Here is a 17,561-nt window from a genome sequence, read left to right as displayed (position 1 = left end):
TTGAGACGAAGATGACGTGCTCAGGCGAGCTTCATGCTGAAAAAGCGCTCATAACTATCCCAGCGCTTCTCAATACCAATGAGGTCGGATCGCATGACGCGGGTCCAGTTCTCGTACCAGAGATGCCCCCAGACGGCGTCGCCGATAATGATCTCCTGCAGGCGTTTTGCCGCGGCCAGACGCTTGCTGGTGTTGGTTTCATGCATGTTCTCATCGATCAGCTTGTCGACTTCCGGATTGGAATAGAATGAGGTGTTGGTGCCTTTCGCTGTGCTGTGGAAGTTGAAGAACAGGTGATAAAAGGGATCGTTGATCCACGACTGCCAAGACTCGATCGAAAGCTGGTGATCGCCCTTGGTTGCGATTTGGCGGAAGGTGGCTTCGGTTTCCTTGACGATGTTCACCTTGAAGCCGATCTTCTCCAGCTCGGTCTGAAGCCAGACCGAGGCCTGCTCGTGCGGCTGCCATCCAGCGCGTACCGCAAGATCGATCGGAATAGGCTCATTGCTGAAGCCCGCTTCGCGCATCAACTCCTTAGCCTTTGCGATGTCGTACTTGTAGGGACTGATCGTGCTGTCGTAACCGGGTGTCAAACTCGGCACAGGGCTCCTCATCTCGGTGCCAAAACCATACAGCACGCTCGGTATGATGGCTTGCACCGGGATGGCGTAGTTGATGGCCTGGCGCACTTTAACATTGTTAAGCGGCGCCTTCTGCGTGTTCATGCAAAGCCAGTGACACAGGGTGTCCGGCACGGAGACGGTCTTCAAACCTGGCTCCGCCTCGAGACTCTTCACATTGCGCGGAGATAGCGTTGATCTGCCGACCACCATGTCAATGGCCTTGCGCTTGAGCAGCAGCACGCGGTCAGCTTCGTTCGGCACATATTTGAGGACGACCCGATCGAAATAGGGGCGACCACGCCAGTGATCGGCCTTCGCTTCCAACACGACCTCGACGCCTGGCTGGTTCTTCACCAGCTGGTACGGCCCGAGCCCGGCTGTGTTTCGCTTCAACCAGTTGGCGGCCCAGGGATCATCGGCGGTCGCATTCGCCTTGACCTCTTCCGGATCAAGCAGCGCGTTGTTCATAAGCGCCATCATGTCCAGCGCCATCGGGCTTGGCGAGGGCATGTTGATTTCGATCGTGAAGTTGTCGCGCACCTTGAATTGCTCGGGCTTGGTTACCGCGAGAAGGCGCGGAAACAGGAGGCGCATATAACCGGGCGACTGCAGCCCGCGGTCGAGGAGATACTTCAGGGTCGTGGCGTTGACGTCGCGGCCGCTCGGTAATTTCAAGCCTTTGCGGATGTTCAGCACCAGCGTGGCGTCGCCATTTTCAAAGGACCAGGACTGGGCGATGCCACCCTCGATCTCGCCAGGCTTTGCTTGCGACACCCCCGGCTTTCCTTCGACCGGCTGCACCTTCCACATCAGCGGGCTGTCGTAAACGTTGGCCTGCACGGTGTAGCCGGCCGACGTCTTGAAGGACGCCGGATCGAGCGTGTCGATATCGGCATCCCAGGCGACTGTCAGCGTTCGCTTTTCCTGAGCGGCAGCCAAGCGAGCTGTGCTCGTGAATGTAAGGGCTGCGACGCTCGTTGCGGCAACCTTCAAGAAATCCCGACGGCGTGTGTCGCTTGTCATCTCATTCCCCTCCTGACTTTACGCGAAGATTTGCCGGTCATCCGGTGCGCGATGGCTTGCATTATTGTCATCGTTCTGTTATTGTCAACTCAGTTTCAATATACGAAACCTGGTGATTAAAAAGTGGGCTCAATAGAAAACGCAGCGCAAATCCTTAGACTTTTTGGGCCCGGCAGGCTCGAGGTCTCGGTAACGGACGTCTCGCAACTGTTGAATATGCCTAAAAGTTCGGCATCTCGTTTGCTGAAGACGATGCTGGTTGAGGGGCTGCTGTCCCGCTCGGAAAATCCGCCGCGCTACAAGGTTGGAAATCTGCTTTTCGAGATTTCGCGTCTCTACAAGCTTAACTCTTCCCTGATTGATGCCGTCGATGAGGCCGTAAAGGAGATCACTCGAGAGACCGGACACACCGGTTATGTCTCGATCCTTGATGGTGCGGATGTTCTAGTCATCCGGATGCATCAGGGCTCCCACGCCTTGCGTGTCTTCACGCCGCTGGGTCAGCGTGCTCCTGCCTTTGCGACTGCGATTGGACGCAGTCTGCTCTCGCGCTTTCCCGATAGTGTGGTGCGCTCGCTGCATGCTGAGGGTGTCACTCCGCCTTCGCCGCGCGCGCCTCAAAATGTCGACGAGCTGGTGGCGGCGCTGGATCAGCCGCGCCGGTTCGGCTGGGCCGAGGCCCTCGATGAGGCGATCCCCGGGGTTGGCTCAATCTCGGTAAGCGTCTCCGATCCAGAAATCCGCGAGACCGTGGGGTTCTGTATTTCGTATCCGGCCTCGCACATGAGCGATGAGGAAAGGAATCGCGCAATCGCGCTGCTTACAGCCGCCGCTCAGCGCATAGCGCACCGCTTCGGTGATCAGTTTCTGTTGCAGCGGGCGCAGCGCGCTCTTGGCGGAGGCGGCGGCCCAGTTGCTGCTTGATCTGTTTTTTATCGCCGCAATCGGTGCGGCTTGGAGGATATAGATGAAGCAATTGAGTCCAGAGGATATCGAGGCGCTCTCGGTCGGTGCCTGGATTCTCGGAACAGGCGGGGGCGGGAGTCCGTATCACGCGCTCTTGAATTTGCGACGTTTCTACGATGCGGGCGTTCGCGTCGATCTGATCGATCCCGACGAGCTCGACGATGATGATGCGATCGCGGTTGTCTCCATCATGGGCGCGCCGCTTGTCTTCCAGGAGCGTTTGGTCGACAGCAGGCTGATCGCTCGCGCCGTTTCGGCCATGGAGGAGCATCTTGGCCGCAAGTTCAGGGCGGTTATGGCGGTCGAGATCGGCGGCGGCAACGGCATGCAGTCCTTGCTTGCAGCCGTTCACCTGAAAATTCCAGTTGTCGACGCCGATGCGATGGGCCGGGCCTATCCCGAAGCGCAAATGACAAGCTTTGCAGTGGGCAATCTCGCTCCTTATCCGCTGACCTCAGTAGACCCGCGCGGTAATGAGGCCATCGTTGGCAAAACCTCCTCCTGGAAATGGATGGAGCGCGTGAGCCGAAAGCTTTGCACTGAGTTCGGATCCATCGTTGCGACCTGCAAGGCGCCGCGCACCGGTGCTGAGGTGAAAAAGTGGGCCATTCCCCATACCACATCCAAGGCCATTAATCTCGGACGGGCGGTTGCTGAGGCCAACCGGCAACACGCCGACCCGATTGCGGCCATTCTGAAGGCGGAATCCGGCAAGTTCCTGTTCTCCGGCAAGGTCGTTGAAGTCGAGCGGCGGACAACGGAGGGCTTCCTGCGCGGCCGCACAGTCGTGGAGGGGCTTGGCGATGACCACGGCAGCCAGATCCGGATCGACTTCCAGAATGAGTGGATCGTCGTGTGGCGTGATGGGCAGGCGCTTGTCTCGACGCCGGACCTTATTTGCGTTCTCGACAGCGAATCCGGCGAAGCGATCGGAACGGAAACCATTCGCTACGGGCAGCGGACGACGGTGATCGCGCTGCCGGCGGCTCCAGTCTTCCTCTCGCCGCGCGGACTCGACCATGTCGGCCCCCGCGCCTTTGGTTATGACATCGATTTCAAGTCGGTATTCTGCTCATGAGACGCATTGGGATTGACGTAGGTGGCACCAATACGGATGCCGTGCTGATCGACGGCGGAAAGGTCGTGCAGGGCGTGAAGGTCGCGACCACGGCCGACGTCACCAGTGGTGTGGCTGCGGCCATCGAGGCACTTGATCTGAGTGCCGAGCATGGGAGCGATCTCGACGCGCTGATGATCGGCACGACCCACTTCATCAATGCGGTCGTTCAGCGCCGTCATCTGACGAAAGTGGCGGTGATCCGGGTCGCGCTCCCCGCCACGAGCTCCTTGCCGCCCTTCACCGATTGGCCGGCTGGCCTCGCTGAGCTCGCCAATGGCGGGGTCTTTCAAATCGAAGGCGGCCACGATTACGACGGGCGCAGGTTCGCCCCTCTGGATACTGCCGCAGCCCGAAGAATTGCGCGCGAAATACGCAATCTCGGCCTCAAATACGTCGTGGTCAACGCCCTGTTCTCTCCGCTTGATCCGTCCGACGAAGAAGCGGTCGCCGCCATCCTGCGCGAAGAAATCCCCGATGTGTCGGTGACCTGCGCACATTTGCTCGGCGGGATCGGATTGCTCGAACGTGAGAACGCGGCAATTCTCAATGCCTCTCTCATTGCGCTTGCGCGGGAGACCATCACGGCCTTTGAGCATGCCAAATCAAAAGTCGGGCTGAACGCGCCGCTTTTTGTCACGCAAAACGACGGCACGGTCGCGGAGGCCTCGCGTGCCGCTACGTACCCGGTGTTCAGCTTTGCCTCCGGTGCGACCAACTCAATGCGCGGTGCGGCCTACCTTTCGGGGCTCAAAGATGCGGTAGTGGTCGACGTCGGCGGCACGACGGCGGACTTTGGCCACCTGAGGAATGGCTTTCCCCGTGAAGCCAACGCGGTCGTTCATATTGGCGGCGTCAGGACCCTGTTCCGTATGCCGGATCTCGTTTCGATCGGACTAGGTGGCGGCAGCCATATCGACCTTGAAGCGGCAACCATCGGGCCGCTTAGCGTTGGGTATCGCCTGTCCACGGAAGCGCTGGTGTTTGGCGGCAATAGAGTGACGGCGACGGACATCGGCGTTGCCGCCGGACTGATCGATCTCGGCCATCGCAAGCGTGTGGCACACATCGCTGCCGATGACGTGAAAAGGATTCTGCGCCGCTGCAAGGAGATGCTGGAAGAGAACGTCGACCGGATGAAGACAAGCGCTTCAGACATCACGCTAATTGCGGTCGGTGGCGGCGCGTTTCTTGTTCCGGAAGAATTGCAGGGCGTCGGGCGTGTCGTCCGGGTTCAGCATGGTGGTTGCGCGAATGCGGTTGGCGCAGCCATTGCCCAGGTCAGTGGTGAAGTCGACCAGGTGTTTCAGGGACTGACGCGAGACGAGGCGGTTGCTTCAGCACGCAAGCTTGCCGAATCCCGGGCAGTGGAGGCCGGCGCGGATTCAGAATCGCTCGCGCTGGTCGAGGCGGAGGATACGCCGATCGCCTATCTGCCCGGAAATGCCATGCGCGTGCGTGTCAAAGTGGTCGGCAATATTCGATCAACCCAAATGGGGCAAACAGCCAAGGAGAAAGTCACATGCCAGTCCGTTTCCTGATCAGCACGCTCAAGGAAGGGGTCGACCCGGCGGAATATGAGGCTTGGGTGCGCGAGCGCGACTACGCTCTCGTGCGTAGCCTCGACAATTACGTGAGCTACAAGGTTCATCGCATTCGCCGCCCCATCCAGGGCGCCGAAAACTCAACGTGGCAATATATCGAAAGGATCGAAGTCAAGAGCCTGGAGCAACACGACAAGGACCTTGCCTCACCGGCTGGTGTTGCACTGCGAGAAGAGCTTTATGGCAAGTATCTCGATCGCTCGAAGAACATCTATTTCGTCAGCGACGAGATAGAATGATCCCTTCTTCGCGTTGAGCTCTGCCTGATTCAAGACGTAAGCGCAAACAGGACACCAACAAGATGACCCTCGACCTGCTGATTCTCGGCAACGCGCCCATGGTCAAGATGCTTGATCGCGTCAAGCTCGCCGAAGCGAGCGGATACGACACGGTCTGGCTTGCCGATGAACGGTTCTATCGGGAGGTCTATTCGTGCCTGGGATATTTCGCGCAAAATACGTCTCGGGTCAGGCTCGGACCTTGCGTGACAGATCCCTACGCCAGACATCCTGCACTGACGGCCATGGCGATTGCGACACTCGACGAGATTTCCAACAAGCGCGCAATTCTCGGCCTCGGCGCCGGTATTTCCGGATTCGCTGAGCTTGGCATCGATCGGAAGAAGCCGGCGCGCGCTATCAGCGAAGCGGTCGAGGTGATCCGGATGCTCCTGCGTGGTGAGACCGTCACGTACGAGGGAGAGGTCATTCAGTTCAAGGAGGGCAAGCTAAACTTCACTCCTGTTCGCGCTGATATCCCAATCTATGTGGCCAGCAACGGTCCACTCGGCCAACGGACGGCAGGCGCTTGCGCCGACGCTGCGTTCATGGAGGCAGGCGGCAATGCTTCGGAAGTCAAGGCGTTCCGTGCGAGACTGGATGATGGAGCGAAGAAGGCAGGTCGCGATCCCAAGTCCGTCAGGCTTATCGTCCGGCTCAACGCCTGTGTTGCCCCAGACGGTCAGGCCGCCCGCGACGCGCTGCGGCCGACGGTTGCAAGATTGCTCGGTGCAGGGCGTCTCAAATTCGAAACGGCCGAAGAGCAGGGGCTGACCTTGCCGGAGGATATACTCGCCTCGGTTCAGGGCGCCCATTACGCCGCTGGCGTGACGCCTTATCTTCCTCTGCTGCCATATGTGACCGATCGCCATATCAATGCCTTCACTCTGGCCGGCAATGTCGAGGAGGTGACCGCGCGTGTGATCGAGCTGCGCCAGGCCGGCGTCGACGGGATCATCATCATGCCCTTCGCGCCTGAAAGAGGTACGATCGAGGAGACGATCGCGACGATGGGCTCCCAAGTGTGGCCTGCTGTGGCCCAGGCGAAGGGAAGGTAGCAAGTCATGAGCTTTGATCTGCATCGTCCAGCCAGTGTCACCGAAGCTATCGATCTTGCTCAACGGTTTGCGCCCACCGCACGCTATGTTGCCGGCGGAACCGATACAGTCATCCAGATCAATCGGAAGAAGATCGATCCGGTCCATCTGATCGATGTCGCGTGCCTGCCCGGCATGAACGAAATCACCGAGACTGCCGACGCGTTCACTCTTGGAGCGCTGACGAGGTACCGCGCGATCGAAACGCATCCTGCGTTTCGGGTTAACCTGCGGGCGCTGCAAGAGGCCGCCAGCGTGGTCGGTGGCCATCAGGTACGAAACATCGCGACCATCGGCGGCAACATCGTCAATGCGTCGCCAGCCGCCGATTTTGTGCCGCCGCTGCTCGCGCTCGATGCCAGTGTCGACATGGCAGGTCCCAATGGACAGCGCTCTTCCCCGTTGCGCAACTTCATCGTCGGTCCGAGAAAGACAGCTCTCTTGCCCGCCGAGATCGTGACCAACATCCGGTTTGCCAAGCTTCCAGCCAGATCCGCAACCGCCTTCCTCAAGGAAGGTCGCCGGCGCGCCATGGAAATATCGGTGGTTTGTGTTGCTGCTTGTTTGACGCTGGAGGGTTCCACCTCGCGCTGCGCTTCCGTGCGCCTCGCCATCGGGGCCGCAAGCCCAAAGGCATTCCGTCCCGAACAGGCGGAGAGCTATCTCCTTGGCCAGTCCGCCAGCAAGGAAAAGTTTGCGGAGGCAGGCAGGCTCGCTGCGGAGGCGTCCAGTCCGATCTCCGATGTCCGCGCCTCGGCCGGCTACCGCCGTGGCCTTGTCGCGGTGATGGTCGAGCGCGCGCTTGAAACGTGTTTGCAACGAATTCGGGAACAGGATCAATGAACCGGAAAATTCTCAATATCGTTGTCAATGGCGAGAGCCACCAGCTGCTCATCGAGCCTCATTGGACGCTGCTGCAGATCCTGCGCAACGAGATCGGCATGATGGGCACCAAGGAGAACTGCCTGGAAGCAGAGTGCGGCGTCTGCACGGTGCTGCTCGATGGAAGGGCCGTCAATTCCTGCATCCTGCTTGCGGGCCAGGCTGAGGGATGCTCGATCACCACGATCGAGGGGATCGGCGATCCCGAGCATCTGCATCCGCTTCAGGAAGCGTTCATCGAATGCGGCGCCGTTCAGTGCGGCTACTGCATCCCGGGAATGATCCTGACGGCAAAGTCATTCCTGGACGAACATCCGGGTTGCCGCCCCTCGCGCGAGGAGATCAGGGAAGCCATCGCAGGAACCCTGTGCCGCTGCACCGGCTATCGCAAGATCATCGATGCGGTGGAAACCGCGGCAGACCGCATCGCACTTTCGGGAGCCAAGCAATGAACGCACAAACCCATCGCGTTGTCGGTCACCGCCTGCCCCGGCGGGATGGCGTCGGCAAAGTTACCGGAAAGCACGTTTATGCTGCGGATTTCAAGCTGCCCGGTATGCTCTACGGCAAGATCCTGCGCAGTGCGCGCGCGCACGCTCTGATCAAGAACATCGACGTCTCTCGCGCCGCTGCGATCGCCGGCGTGCGCGGGATCATCACCGCCGCTGATATCCCGCAGGTCCGCTATGGAACTGCGGTGCGCGACACGACCGTGTTCGCAACCGATCGTGTCCTGTTCATGGGACATGCAGTCGCCGCGGTCGCTGCCACCTCCTCCGAGATCGCCGAGCGCGCGATTGAAGCCATCAAAGTTGAATACCAGGATCTGCCGGCACTGTACGATCCGGAGGAGGCGCTCACAAGCGACATCCGCGTCCATCCTGATTGGGAAACCTACAAGGCGCTCCCGATCATTTCGCGCAAGAACAACATCGCAGGTCAAGCCCGTATTCACGTCGGCGATGTCGAGGCAGCCTTCGCAAAAGCTCATAAGATCTACGAGCATCGTTTCACGACCTCGCTGCAGCATCCGGGATACACCGAGCCTCGCGTTGCGACCGCGGATTGGGACGCAAACGGAATCGTGACGGTCTGGTGCAACACCCAATTGCCGTTTGACACGCAAACGACACTGGCCGAAATTCTCGATTTGCCCGCCGCGAGGGTGCGCGTGACCGTGCCAGGAATTGGTGGTGGCTTCGGCGGCAAGCTGAGGATTGGTGTCGAGCACTTCGCAGCTCTCTTAGCGCGCAAGACCGCCCGCCCGGTTAAGGTGATGTCGACGAGCGAAGAGGAGCTCACAGCCGCGCTTCCGCGTCAGGCCTCCGTCGTTCTGCTCAAAACTGCCGTCGACAAGGAAGGGCATCTTCTTGCCCGAAGCGGCCGGGTCATCGTGGATTGTGGCGCTTATGCAGGCTCAGGTCCCGGCACGGCTGCAATCGCACTTCAGGTCATGGCCGGTCCCTATAAGACCGGAGCGCTCGCGTTTGAAAGCATCGCTGTCTACACGAACAAGGTCCATTCGGGCTCCTTCCGTGCTCCGGCGGGGCCGATGGCGAATTTCGCGATGGAAAGCCAGATCGACATGATCGCAAAGGATCTCGGCCTGGATCCTCTCGAAATACGCCTGCGCAACGTCGTCAAGGAGGGGGATCCAGGTCCTTCGGGCGAGACGCACACCTCTGTGAGCATCGAGGAATGTTTGCGCAAGGCAGCCGATGCGATCGGCTGGCAAGATCGTAATCCCGAGCCGGGACGCGGCAAGGGCATTGCCTGCAGCTGGTGGATGACGACAGGCGGCTCGTCTGGCGTCTATGTCAAGATCAATCCAGACGGAAGTGCGACACTCGTTAGTGGCGCGGTCGAAATCGGCACCGGCGCGATCACTGGAGCTGCTCAAGTGCTGGCCGAGGAGTTGTCCCTCGATCTGACGGACATCAACGTTACTGGCGTTGACACTCAGGCCGCGCCCTTCGACTATGGCGCTCAAGGCAGCCGCACGACGTTCTCTGTCGGCAACGCGTGTCTTGCGGCAGCTAAAGAGCTGCGACGGCAGATGTTCGAGCTCGCAGCCAAGCAGCTAGAAGCACCGATTGAGAACATGAAGCTACAGGACAAGCACGTGGTCGCAGGCAACAAGTCGATTTCGATCGCGGAGCTGGCGCGCATCTCGCGTCTGGCCGGCGGCGGACTCATCGCGCATGGCACGGCCATTTCGCCCGCGCCAGCCTATGATCCGACACGCGTCAAGAACCATCCGCTCCCTGTCTGGAATACGCCGAGCTACCACGCCCATGCCGTCGATCTTTCGGTCGATCAAGCCACCGGAAAAGTCACAATCAATCGCTATGTCGTGGCCCAGGACGTCGGATACGCGATTAACCCGACCTATATCGAGGGCCAGATCGAGGGCGGCGTGGCGCAAGGCATCGGCCAAGCCCTGTCGGAAGAGATCGTCTATCAGAACGGGCGCGTCATGAATGCGAACCTGACCGACTACAAGATGCCGACGGCAATGGATGTCCCGGAGATCGAGAGCATTATTGTCGAATGCCGCTCCGCTGCCGGTCCCTACGGTGCCAAGGGCGTCGGCGAGCCCCCCTGCATCGAGCCACCAGCTGCAATCGGTAATGCGATCGCAGCGGCGACCGGTTGCTGGCCGAATTCGCTGCCGATGACCGCTGAAAAGATTGCCGCCACCATGCGAGCCCAGCACTCATGATCCGCGTCGAGGTCAACATGCATGGAAATCTCCGCCGGTTCTTGCCCGGCGGAGTTGGATCCATTCAGCTTGACCTCCCCGAGGGAGCGACGATTCTCAATGTGATAGACTCCTTGAGCGCCGAGCATGAGGTCTGGCTGGCCTCGATTGGTGACATGGTCGTGCCGTTATCGGCTGAAGTCAAAGACGGGGCCGAACTCAATTTCTTTCCCTATCTTGAGGGCGGCTAGCATGAACTCCTTTGGTCGGGGAGCAACCGAGAATTGTTGACCTCCCACCGAGCCGTCCTTGAATTAGTTCGTTCACGTGAAGTGGCGGTGTCTGACTGACCTGTTGAGTGTTCGGCCTGGTGTGAATAACGTCCGACATGCTCAAGCCAAGCAGAGTGTTCACCGTCAAGACGTCATGCCGTAAGCAAAGGAGTGTAAGCCAAATGTCAAACGCGCCCCTTCCGACTTTGTCAATCGTCGGCGGCACTGGAGATCTCGGATCCGGCCTTGCCCGCAGCTGGAGTCGCGCCGGATACTCCGTCATTCTTGGATCGCGCTCGATTGAGCGCGCGCAAGATGCAGTCTCGCTCTTAAAATCCGACGGGTTCGCCAATGTGAGTGGCGACACCAACGTTGCCGCCGCGGCAAAGAGCGATATTGTCGTCGTTGCCGTGCCTTTCGCCAGTTATGAGACAAGCTTGGCCGAGATCAAGGACGCGGCCAAGGGCAAGATCGTTGTCACCGCGGTCGTGCCGCTCGTGCCGCCGAAGGTCTCCGTTGTTCAACTCCCGAGCGCCGGGTCGGCCGCGCTGATTGCGCAGTCGCAGCTTGATCCGAGCTCGCGGGTGGTCGGGGCGTTTCACAATGTTGGCTCACAGAAGCTCCATGCCGGAGGCAAGGCGGACTGCGACGTCCTCGTGTTCAGCGATGATCCTGAGGCCCGCAAGGAGGTGATGCTGCTGGCGGATGCGGTGAGCAATCGCGGGATCGATGGCGGTGCGCTCGCGAACTCGGCCGCAGCCGAGGCTCTTACCTCCGTCCTGATCGCGATCAACCGCAAATACAAAGTGAAAGGTGCCGGCATCACGATTTCCGGCCTGACGTGAATGGAAAACCTCACGGGCGTTCGCAACGATGCTCACAGCCCTCGATCCTCTGGACCGTAAAATCCTAAGCGAGCTCATTCGGGATGCCCGAATAAGCCAGCTGGCGTTGGCCGAACGGGTCGGCCTCTCGGCAACGTCTTGCGCAAGGCGCGTGCTGCAAATGGAGAAAGCCGGGGTCATTAAAGGCTACTCAGCCGAGATCGATGCAAACTCGCTTGGCTTTCCGCTGACCGTGATCGTCCACATCACGCTCGACCGCCAAAGCGAGGACGCGCTCAGGGTTTTCGAGGCCGAAATTCAGAAGTGCCCCGACGTTGTCGCCTGCCATTTGATGTCCGGTACGGACGATTATCGGCTTTCGGTGCTAGCGCGCGACATGGAGGATTACGAACGCATTCATAAACAGCACCTCTCACGCCTGCCGGGCGTGGCAAGACTGCAGTCGAGCTTCGCAATGCGCACTGTCGTAAGGCGATCAATTTCTCCGGCTGCGCTCCATGGCTAGCGTTGCCGGTTGCGAAGCGGGGTCCGGAATAAGGCAGGACGTGGCGCTCGTCAGCACGCCTACAGGATCCTCACGAAGACTTATCCAGGAGGTATGCCAGCTAGTCTGCTTAAGGAGAAGCGTTAGGATACCGAACTGATTTCGGGTGCGGCTCTAGATCGTTTCGAGGAGAGATGCCCACGCGCCAGAGACAACAAGACATGGGGCAGCGGCGAAGGAGGAAGAAGTCGCGATGACGAGGAGCATCACTTACACCGCGCTCCCCGGGATTCCTCTGGTGGGACCTGGCGACGATCTGGTTGATGTCATCGTGGATGGCGTGAGGGCCGGAGGGATCGCCGTCGCATCCGGCGATGTTTTTGTCATTGCGCAAAAGATCGTGTCGAAGGCGGAAAACAGGTACGTCTATCTCGATGATGTGAGCCCTTCCGACCGCGCTGTGGAGCTTGCAAAAACGGTCGGCAAGGATCCCCGGCACATCGAGGTGGTGCTCTCAGAATCGACCGAGGTTCTTCGCGCAAGACAGAATATAATCATCGTTGCTCACCGCCTCGGCTTCGTGATGGCGAACGCCGGCATAGATGAATCCAATATCGAGCAGGATCGCGGCCATCGCGTGCTGTTGCTGCCTGAAGATCCAGATACCAGTTGCCAACGCCTCAAGTCTGGCCTCGATCGACAATTCGGTGTCGATGTCGGCGTCATTATAAACGACAGCTTCGGCCGGCCGTGGCGCAACGGCGTCGTTGGCGTGGCGCTCGGAAGTGCTGGAATTCCTGCCCTTCAGAGCATGATCGGCAAGCCCGATCTGTTCGGGCGGCCGATGCAGGTGACAGAGATCGCGCTAGCGGATGAGCTGGCAGCCGCCGCCTCGCTCTTGATGGGACAGGCAGCCGAGGGCCAGCCCGTCATCCATGTCCGTGGATTCTCCTCTCGCGCGCCAATCAATTCGGCCTCCGCGCTCATGCGTGCGAAAGAACGGGATATGTTCAGATGAACGGGCGATCACAGTATTTGCCGGGACAAGGACGTGTTGTGGCGCTCTGCGGCGGCGTCGGAGGAGCAAAGCTCGCTGTTGGATTGCAGCACGTTCTCGGAGAACGATTGAGCGTGGTCGTCAATGTTGCCGACGATTTCGAGCATCTCGGACTCCATATCTCGCCGGACCTGGACACAGTCCTTTATACGCTCGCAGGTCTCAGCGACCCGGTGCGCGGTTGGGGTCGATTCGATGAGACTTGGAATTTCATGGAGGCTTTGAAGCAGATCGGCGGCGAGACCTGGTTCTTGCTCGGCGATCGCGATATGGCCATGCATATCGAGCGGACCCGCCGTCGCGTAAGCGGCGAAAGTCTCACAATCATTACGAGCGACTTTGCACACCGGCTCGGTATTTCTTCAGCTGTGCTGCCCGTCACCAACGACAGGCTTTCCACCATCGTTGACACCACTGAAGGCGAGCTCGAATTCCAGCGCTATTTTGTCGAACGTCGGTGCGAACCGCTTGTCAAGCAGATCCGGTTCAGCGGGGCCCAAAGCGCTCGCCTGAGCGAGGAGGTGCTTGCCTCACTTGATGGCGACGATCTCCGTCTCATTATCCTATGTCCGTCCAATCCCTATCTCAGCATCGATCCGATCCTGGCTGTTCCTGGGATGGCTGAAAAGCTGCGCGCAGCCTGCGTTCCCGTTGTGGCTATTTCCCCGATTATAGGCGGTCAGGCAATCAAAGGGCCGACGCGCAAGATCATGGACGAACTCGGCGTCGAGCCGTCAAATGCTGAGATCTCCAGACATTATGCCGGGCTGCTCGATGGCCTCGTCATAGATACTGCCGATGCGGCAGGGGCGGGCCACCTTGGGGTCGATGTACAGGCGGCACCTACGCTCATGACAGACATGCAGTCGAAGATCACGCTCGCCGAGCATGCGCTTGCCTTCGGCGAGAGCCTTCGCGTAACGCCCGAACGGCGGGGCAGGCCACTTCGAAGGGAGGCGCATCATGACGACACCTGATGCATGGGTAGTCATCCCGGCAAAATCGTTCTCGCGCGCGAAGCAGCGGCTCTCTCCATTGCTGACGTCATCCGAGCGCGTCCTGTTGGCCCGATCGATGCTGGCCGACGTTGTGAGTGCGGCATGCGGGGTGATAAAACTGAACCATGTCGCCGTGGTAACCAATGCGGAGGATGTCGCTCAAGAGGCGGCTCGTCTGGGGACTGTCGTGTTTGATGACGGCGGTGCGGACGGAACCAACTCTGCAGTGGCAGCCGGACTCGCTGCCGTCGAAAATCGTGGAGGCGAACTCATCCTTGTTCTGCCCAGCGATGTGCCGGCAATCTTGAGCGAGGACGTTTCGACGCTCCTCCAAGCCGCGCAAGGCAACGCCGCAGTGATCGTGCCGGCACCGCGCGATGGCGGCACCAACGCGGTTGCATTCACCTTGGCGCGGCCGTTGCAGCCGTGTTTCGGCCCCGATAGCTTCGCTCGCCACATCGCCGCAGCCGATTGGCTCGGCATTGAGCCTATCGTGTGGCGGAATGCAAGAATTGGGCTGGATCTCGATGCTCCCGCCGATCTCTTTGATTTTCTTGACCTGAACACGTCCACAGCCACCGATCGTTATTTGCGTTCGATTCATCTGGGCCAAAGGCGGCTGGGCATGGGAGTCGGACAGACGGGGCGCGCAAGCGTCGATGCGGCGGCCGAACTGAGCTCGGGGTTGGTTGCTCAAAATGGAGAGAGCTCCGCCGTTTTTCGCGGAGCGTGAGGAGTTCTGAGAATGGTGGATCGGATGCTTCTGGAATCGTTAAGGCGAAGCGACATTTCCGCTTCCGAGGCCCTGTCTCTCGTCAGCGACGTGTCCCTTCCCGATCTCATGCGAATGGCGGCGTCAAAGCGGGATGAGGCTCACGGCAGAAAGATCTCCTACTCGCGAAAAGTCTTCATTCCGCTAACCCAGCTATGCCGTGATGTCTGCCACTACTGCACATTCGCCCATCCGCCCAAAAAAGGGCAGTGTGCCTACCTCACCATCGATGAGGTGCTGGCGATCGCGCGTGCCGGTCGTGAGGCCGGCTGCAAGGAGGCGCTATTTACGCTGGGTGACAAGCCTGAGCTGCGCTACCGCCAGGCCGAGCGAGAGCTGCACGAGATGGGTTTTGCATCGACGCTCGCGTACCTCCAGGAAGCCGCGCGCGTGGTTTTCCGCGAGACTGGCTTGTTGCCGCACCTCAATCCAGGTTTGATGGAGGCCGACGATATCGCAGCCTTGCGCAAAGTCTCCATCTCGCAAGGGATCATGCTCGAGAGCGCATCGGCACGGCTGTGCGAGCCCGGGGGGCCACATTTCGGCTCTCCTGACAAGGAGCCCACAAGTCGGCTGCGAACAATTGAACTTGCAGGCCAGCTCTCGGTCCCGTTCACGAGCGGATTGCTGATCGGCATCGGCGAGACGCCGCTTGAGCGCATCTCCTCGCTGCTTGCATTGCGCAATCTGGACGATCGCTACGGGCACATTCAGGAAGTCATTATCCAGAACTTCAGGCCGAAGCCGGAAACCCGCATGAGGGACGCGCCGGCGCCGACTATGGAAGAGCATCTGTGGACCCTTGCGCTCACGCGATTGCTGTTCCGGCCCGACATGAACATCCAGGCGCCCCCCAATCTCAGCCCGGGCGTACTGCACATGATCCTGGCTGCTGGCATTAATGATTGGGGCGGCGTATCCCCGGTTACACCGGACCATGTCAATCCGGAGGCGCCTTGGCCGCATGTGACACGCCTGTCCGAGGCTACCGCTGAATGCGGCAAGACGCTCGTCGAACGCCTCGCAGTTTACCCGGCCTATGCGCGTCAATATGCTCGCTGGACTGACGCGTCCCTGCAGAAAAACCTGCTCGGTCTTGTCGACGGAAATGGCTGGCCGCGTTTGGACGAATGGTGCCCTGGAGCGAGGTGCGATCCGCCTGCCGGCGAGCTCGCGATGCTGCGTGAAGATGCCAGCTCGCCCGCCGTCTTAACCGGCAATTTTCGGGGAATTGTCGCAAAGGCTCATTCTGGGGCACGACTCGACGAGGCAGAGATCGTGTCGCTGTTCGAGGCCGAGGGGCGCGATTTCAGGGCCGTGTGCCGCGCTGCTGACGAGCTGCGCCGCTCCGTCAGTGGGGATTCGGTTAGTTATGTCGTCAACCGCAACATCAACTACACCAATATCTGCTACTTCAGGTGTCAGTTCTGCGCTTTCTCGAAAGGAAAGCTCGCCGAGAACTTGCGCGGGCGGCCGTACGATATCTCCATGGATGAGATCGGGCGGCGCGCATGCGAAGCCTGGGAGCGCGGAGCGACCGAGGTCTGCATGCAGGGCGGCATCCATCCCGCCTACACCGGCGCCAAGTATCTTGAGATTTGTCGGACCGTAAAGCAGTTCACCCCCGAAATGCATATCCATGCTTTCTCGCCCCTCGAGGTGTTTCAGGGGGCCAAGACGCTCGGAATTTCAGTCGATGAGTTTCTGCGCGAGTTGAAGGACGCTGGTCTTAGTACATTGCCCGGGACGGCTGCAGAAATCCTGGACGACGAGGTTCGCGGGATCCTCTGTCCCGACAAGATCAACACCGCGCAATGGCTGCAGGTCATGGCAGCGGCCCATAGAGCGGGATTGCGCAGCACCGCAACGATCATGTTCGGTCATGTCGACCGTTACGAGCATTGGGCAAAGCATCTGTTGCGCATCCGGGATCTTCAGACCGAGACCGGTGGCTTCACTGAATTTGTCCCATTGCCGTTCGTGCACATGGAAGCCCCGATCTACTTGAAAGGGCGCTCGCGCAAGGGGCCGACCTTCCGCGAAGTCGTTCTCATGCATGCGATCGGACGTCTCGTCTTCCACTCGAAAATCTCCAACATCCAGACCTCTTGGGTGAAGCTCGGCGAAAAAGGCGTTCGCGCCTGCCTTGAGGCCGGTGTGAACGATCTCGGCGGCACGCTGATGGACGAAACGATCTCGCGTTCAGCCGGCGCCCAGCATGGCCACGAGATGGCTCCAAAACAAATGGAAGAGCTCATCCGGGCCATGGCACGCCTGCCGCGCCAACGTACAACGCTCTATGGCGAAGTTGCTGATGATCGTTATCTCGCCTCGCTGAACCCTCCGCCGCTCACTCCGATTGTTACGGGACTGGACGACCATCGCGATGGAGGAGACATCCCTCGGCCCCGCGCTCTTGAAATGACTTAGCCGGAGCGCGTCGCGCGCGAGCCTCAGAATGCCGGTGCGTGTGGGGTTGGTCTTGACGAGTAATTTGATTTGTGATCACATATCTGAAATGGAGGATCCTTAGAGTGAGCCGCATCACGCCAGCGCACGCTTTCGGCTGGGCCATTGATTGCCCAGCAAGCTTCAGTCTGCCAGCGTTTCGCGCACTGGTGAGCGGTCCCAGTGCATCCTAACCGTCCGCGACATCAGTCGATCACGAGGAACAGCAGCGTCGTCCCGCTTTAGCTCTTTCGATTTTGCGTCTTCTTGGCGCGCCCTCAGCTGAACCGCTCAGAACTGCTGTCCAGAAGCGACTGCCGGCGGCCGAGGCTCAAGCACGAGAATCTGCCTTGGTCTTTGCACCCGAGGCCGATGAGGTCGCCGATACGAGGGG

General features: G+C 59.8%; 17 protein-coding genes. 15 read left to right on the top strand and 2 right to left on the bottom strand.

What is annotated here, in order from left to right:
- Window positions 1-20: 20 nt before the first annotated feature.
- Window positions 21-1,424 (bottom strand): ABC transporter substrate-binding protein, encoded by a 1,404-nt coding sequence (locus LRP30_RS33515; protein WP_249757580.1) that lies wholly within the window; start codon window positions 1,422-1,424, stop codon window positions 21-23.
- 462 nt (window positions 1,425-1,886) lie between these two features.
- Here LRP30_RS33515 and LRP30_RS33510 point away from each other — a divergent pair, with 462 nt between their 5' ends.
- The 7 genes from LRP30_RS33510 (at window position 1,887) to LRP30_RS33480 (ending at window position 8,042) form a co-directional block, all read left to right on the top strand.
- Window positions 1,887-2,570 (top strand): IclR family transcriptional regulator, encoded by a 684-nt coding sequence (locus LRP30_RS33510; RefSeq protein WP_249757579.1) that lies wholly within the window; start codon window positions 1,887-1,889, stop codon window positions 2,568-2,570.
- A 43-nt stretch (window positions 2,571-2,613) separates the two neighbouring features.
- Window positions 2,614-3,690, top strand: coding sequence for a DUF917 domain-containing protein (locus LRP30_RS33505; protein ID WP_249757578.1), 1,077 nt, complete (start codon window positions 2,614-2,616; stop codon window positions 3,688-3,690).
- Complete coding sequence (locus LRP30_RS33500) at window positions 3,687-5,270, top strand: hydantoinase/oxoprolinase family protein (RefSeq protein WP_249757577.1); 1,584 nt, start codon at window positions 3,687-3,689, stop codon at window positions 5,268-5,270. Before LRP30_RS33505 ends, LRP30_RS33500 begins: the two co-directional genes overlap by 4 nt.
- Window positions 5,252-5,572, top strand: coding sequence for a hypothetical protein (locus LRP30_RS33495; protein ID WP_249757576.1), 321 nt, complete (start codon window positions 5,252-5,254; stop codon window positions 5,570-5,572). Before LRP30_RS33500 ends, LRP30_RS33495 begins: the two co-directional genes overlap by 19 nt.
- Before the next feature lie 62 nt (window positions 5,573-5,634).
- On the top strand, window positions 5,635-6,669 hold the full coding sequence (locus tag LRP30_RS33490) for an LLM class flavin-dependent oxidoreductase (protein ID WP_249757575.1): 1,035 nt from the start codon (window positions 5,635-5,637) through the stop codon (window positions 6,667-6,669).
- 6 nt (window positions 6,670-6,675) lie between these two features.
- Window positions 6,676-7,551, top strand: coding sequence for a xanthine dehydrogenase family protein subunit M (locus LRP30_RS33485; protein WP_249757574.1), 876 nt, complete (start codon window positions 6,676-6,678; stop codon window positions 7,549-7,551).
- Complete coding sequence (locus LRP30_RS33480; protein WP_249757573.1) at window positions 7,548-8,042, top strand: (2Fe-2S)-binding protein; 495 nt, start codon at window positions 7,548-7,550, stop codon at window positions 8,040-8,042. The genes LRP30_RS33485 and LRP30_RS33480 overlap by 4 nt, the downstream gene beginning before the upstream one ends.
- Here LRP30_RS33480 and LRP30_RS33475 read toward each other — a convergent pair.
- Window positions 7,973-8,596: a hypothetical protein gene (locus LRP30_RS33475; RefSeq protein ID WP_249761992.1), complete on the bottom strand. Its 624-nt coding sequence runs from the start codon at window positions 8,594-8,596 to the stop codon at window positions 7,973-7,975. The two genes, LRP30_RS33480 and LRP30_RS33475, sit on opposite strands and share 70 nt — an antisense overlap.
- Between LRP30_RS33475 and LRP30_RS33470 the strand changes: the two genes are divergently transcribed.
- The 8 genes from LRP30_RS33470 to cofH all read left to right on the top strand — a co-directional run bounded on the left by LRP30_RS33470 (window position 8,501) and on the right by cofH (window position 17,149).
- Entirely contained in the window at window positions 8,501-10,312 is a 1,812-nt protein-coding gene (locus LRP30_RS33470; protein ID WP_249761893.1) for a molybdopterin cofactor-binding domain-containing protein, read from the top strand. The genes LRP30_RS33475 and LRP30_RS33470 overlap by 96 nt on opposite strands.
- A complete protein-coding gene (locus LRP30_RS33465) occupies window positions 10,309-10,542 on the top strand; it encodes a MoaD/ThiS family protein (protein ID WP_249757572.1) in 234 nt (77 codons plus the stop codon). The genes LRP30_RS33470 and LRP30_RS33465 overlap by 4 nt, the downstream gene beginning before the upstream one ends.
- A gap of 203 nt (window positions 10,543-10,745) precedes the next feature.
- Complete coding sequence (gene npdG, locus LRP30_RS33460) at window positions 10,746-11,408, top strand: NADPH-dependent F420 reductase (protein ID WP_249761892.1); 663 nt, start codon at window positions 10,746-10,748, stop codon at window positions 11,406-11,408.
- A gap of 28 nt (window positions 11,409-11,436) precedes the next feature.
- Window positions 11,437-11,913: an Lrp/AsnC family transcriptional regulator gene (locus tag LRP30_RS33455; protein WP_249757571.1), complete on the top strand. Its 477-nt coding sequence runs from the start codon at window positions 11,437-11,439 to the stop codon at window positions 11,911-11,913.
- A 232-nt stretch (window positions 11,914-12,145) separates the two neighbouring features.
- Window positions 12,146-12,910 carry a coenzyme F420-0:L-glutamate ligase gene (gene cofE, locus LRP30_RS33450; protein ID WP_249757570.1) on the top strand — a complete coding sequence of 255 codons (765 nt, stop codon included), beginning with the start codon at window positions 12,146-12,148 and terminating at the stop codon, window positions 12,908-12,910.
- Window positions 12,907-13,926 carry a 2-phospho-L-lactate transferase gene (cofD, locus tag LRP30_RS33445; RefSeq protein ID WP_249757569.1) on the top strand — a complete coding sequence of 340 codons (1,020 nt, stop codon included), beginning with the start codon at window positions 12,907-12,909 and terminating at the stop codon, window positions 13,924-13,926. Before cofE ends, cofD begins: the two co-directional genes overlap by 4 nt.
- On the top strand, window positions 13,913-14,680 hold the full coding sequence (gene cofC / locus LRP30_RS33440; RefSeq protein ID WP_249757568.1) for a 2-phospho-L-lactate guanylyltransferase: 768 nt from the start codon (window positions 13,913-13,915) through the stop codon (window positions 14,678-14,680). Before cofD ends, cofC begins: the two co-directional genes overlap by 14 nt.
- Before the next feature lie 12 nt (window positions 14,681-14,692).
- On the top strand, window positions 14,693-17,149 hold the full coding sequence (gene cofH / locus LRP30_RS33435; RefSeq protein WP_249757567.1) for a 5-amino-6-(D-ribitylamino)uracil--L-tyrosine 4-hydroxyphenyl transferase CofH: 2,457 nt from the start codon (window positions 14,693-14,695) through the stop codon (window positions 17,147-17,149).
- Window positions 17,150-17,561: the final 412 nt, after the last annotated feature.

Source organism: Bradyrhizobium sp. C-145 (genome assembly GCF_023375135.1).
In the GTDB taxonomy this organism is placed as follows: domain Bacteria; phylum Pseudomonadota; class Alphaproteobacteria; order Rhizobiales; family Xanthobacteraceae; genus Bradyrhizobium; species Bradyrhizobium zhanjiangense.
Note: the sequence above shows the minus strand (reverse complement) of the source record. Positions and strands in the feature narration are given on the sequence as shown.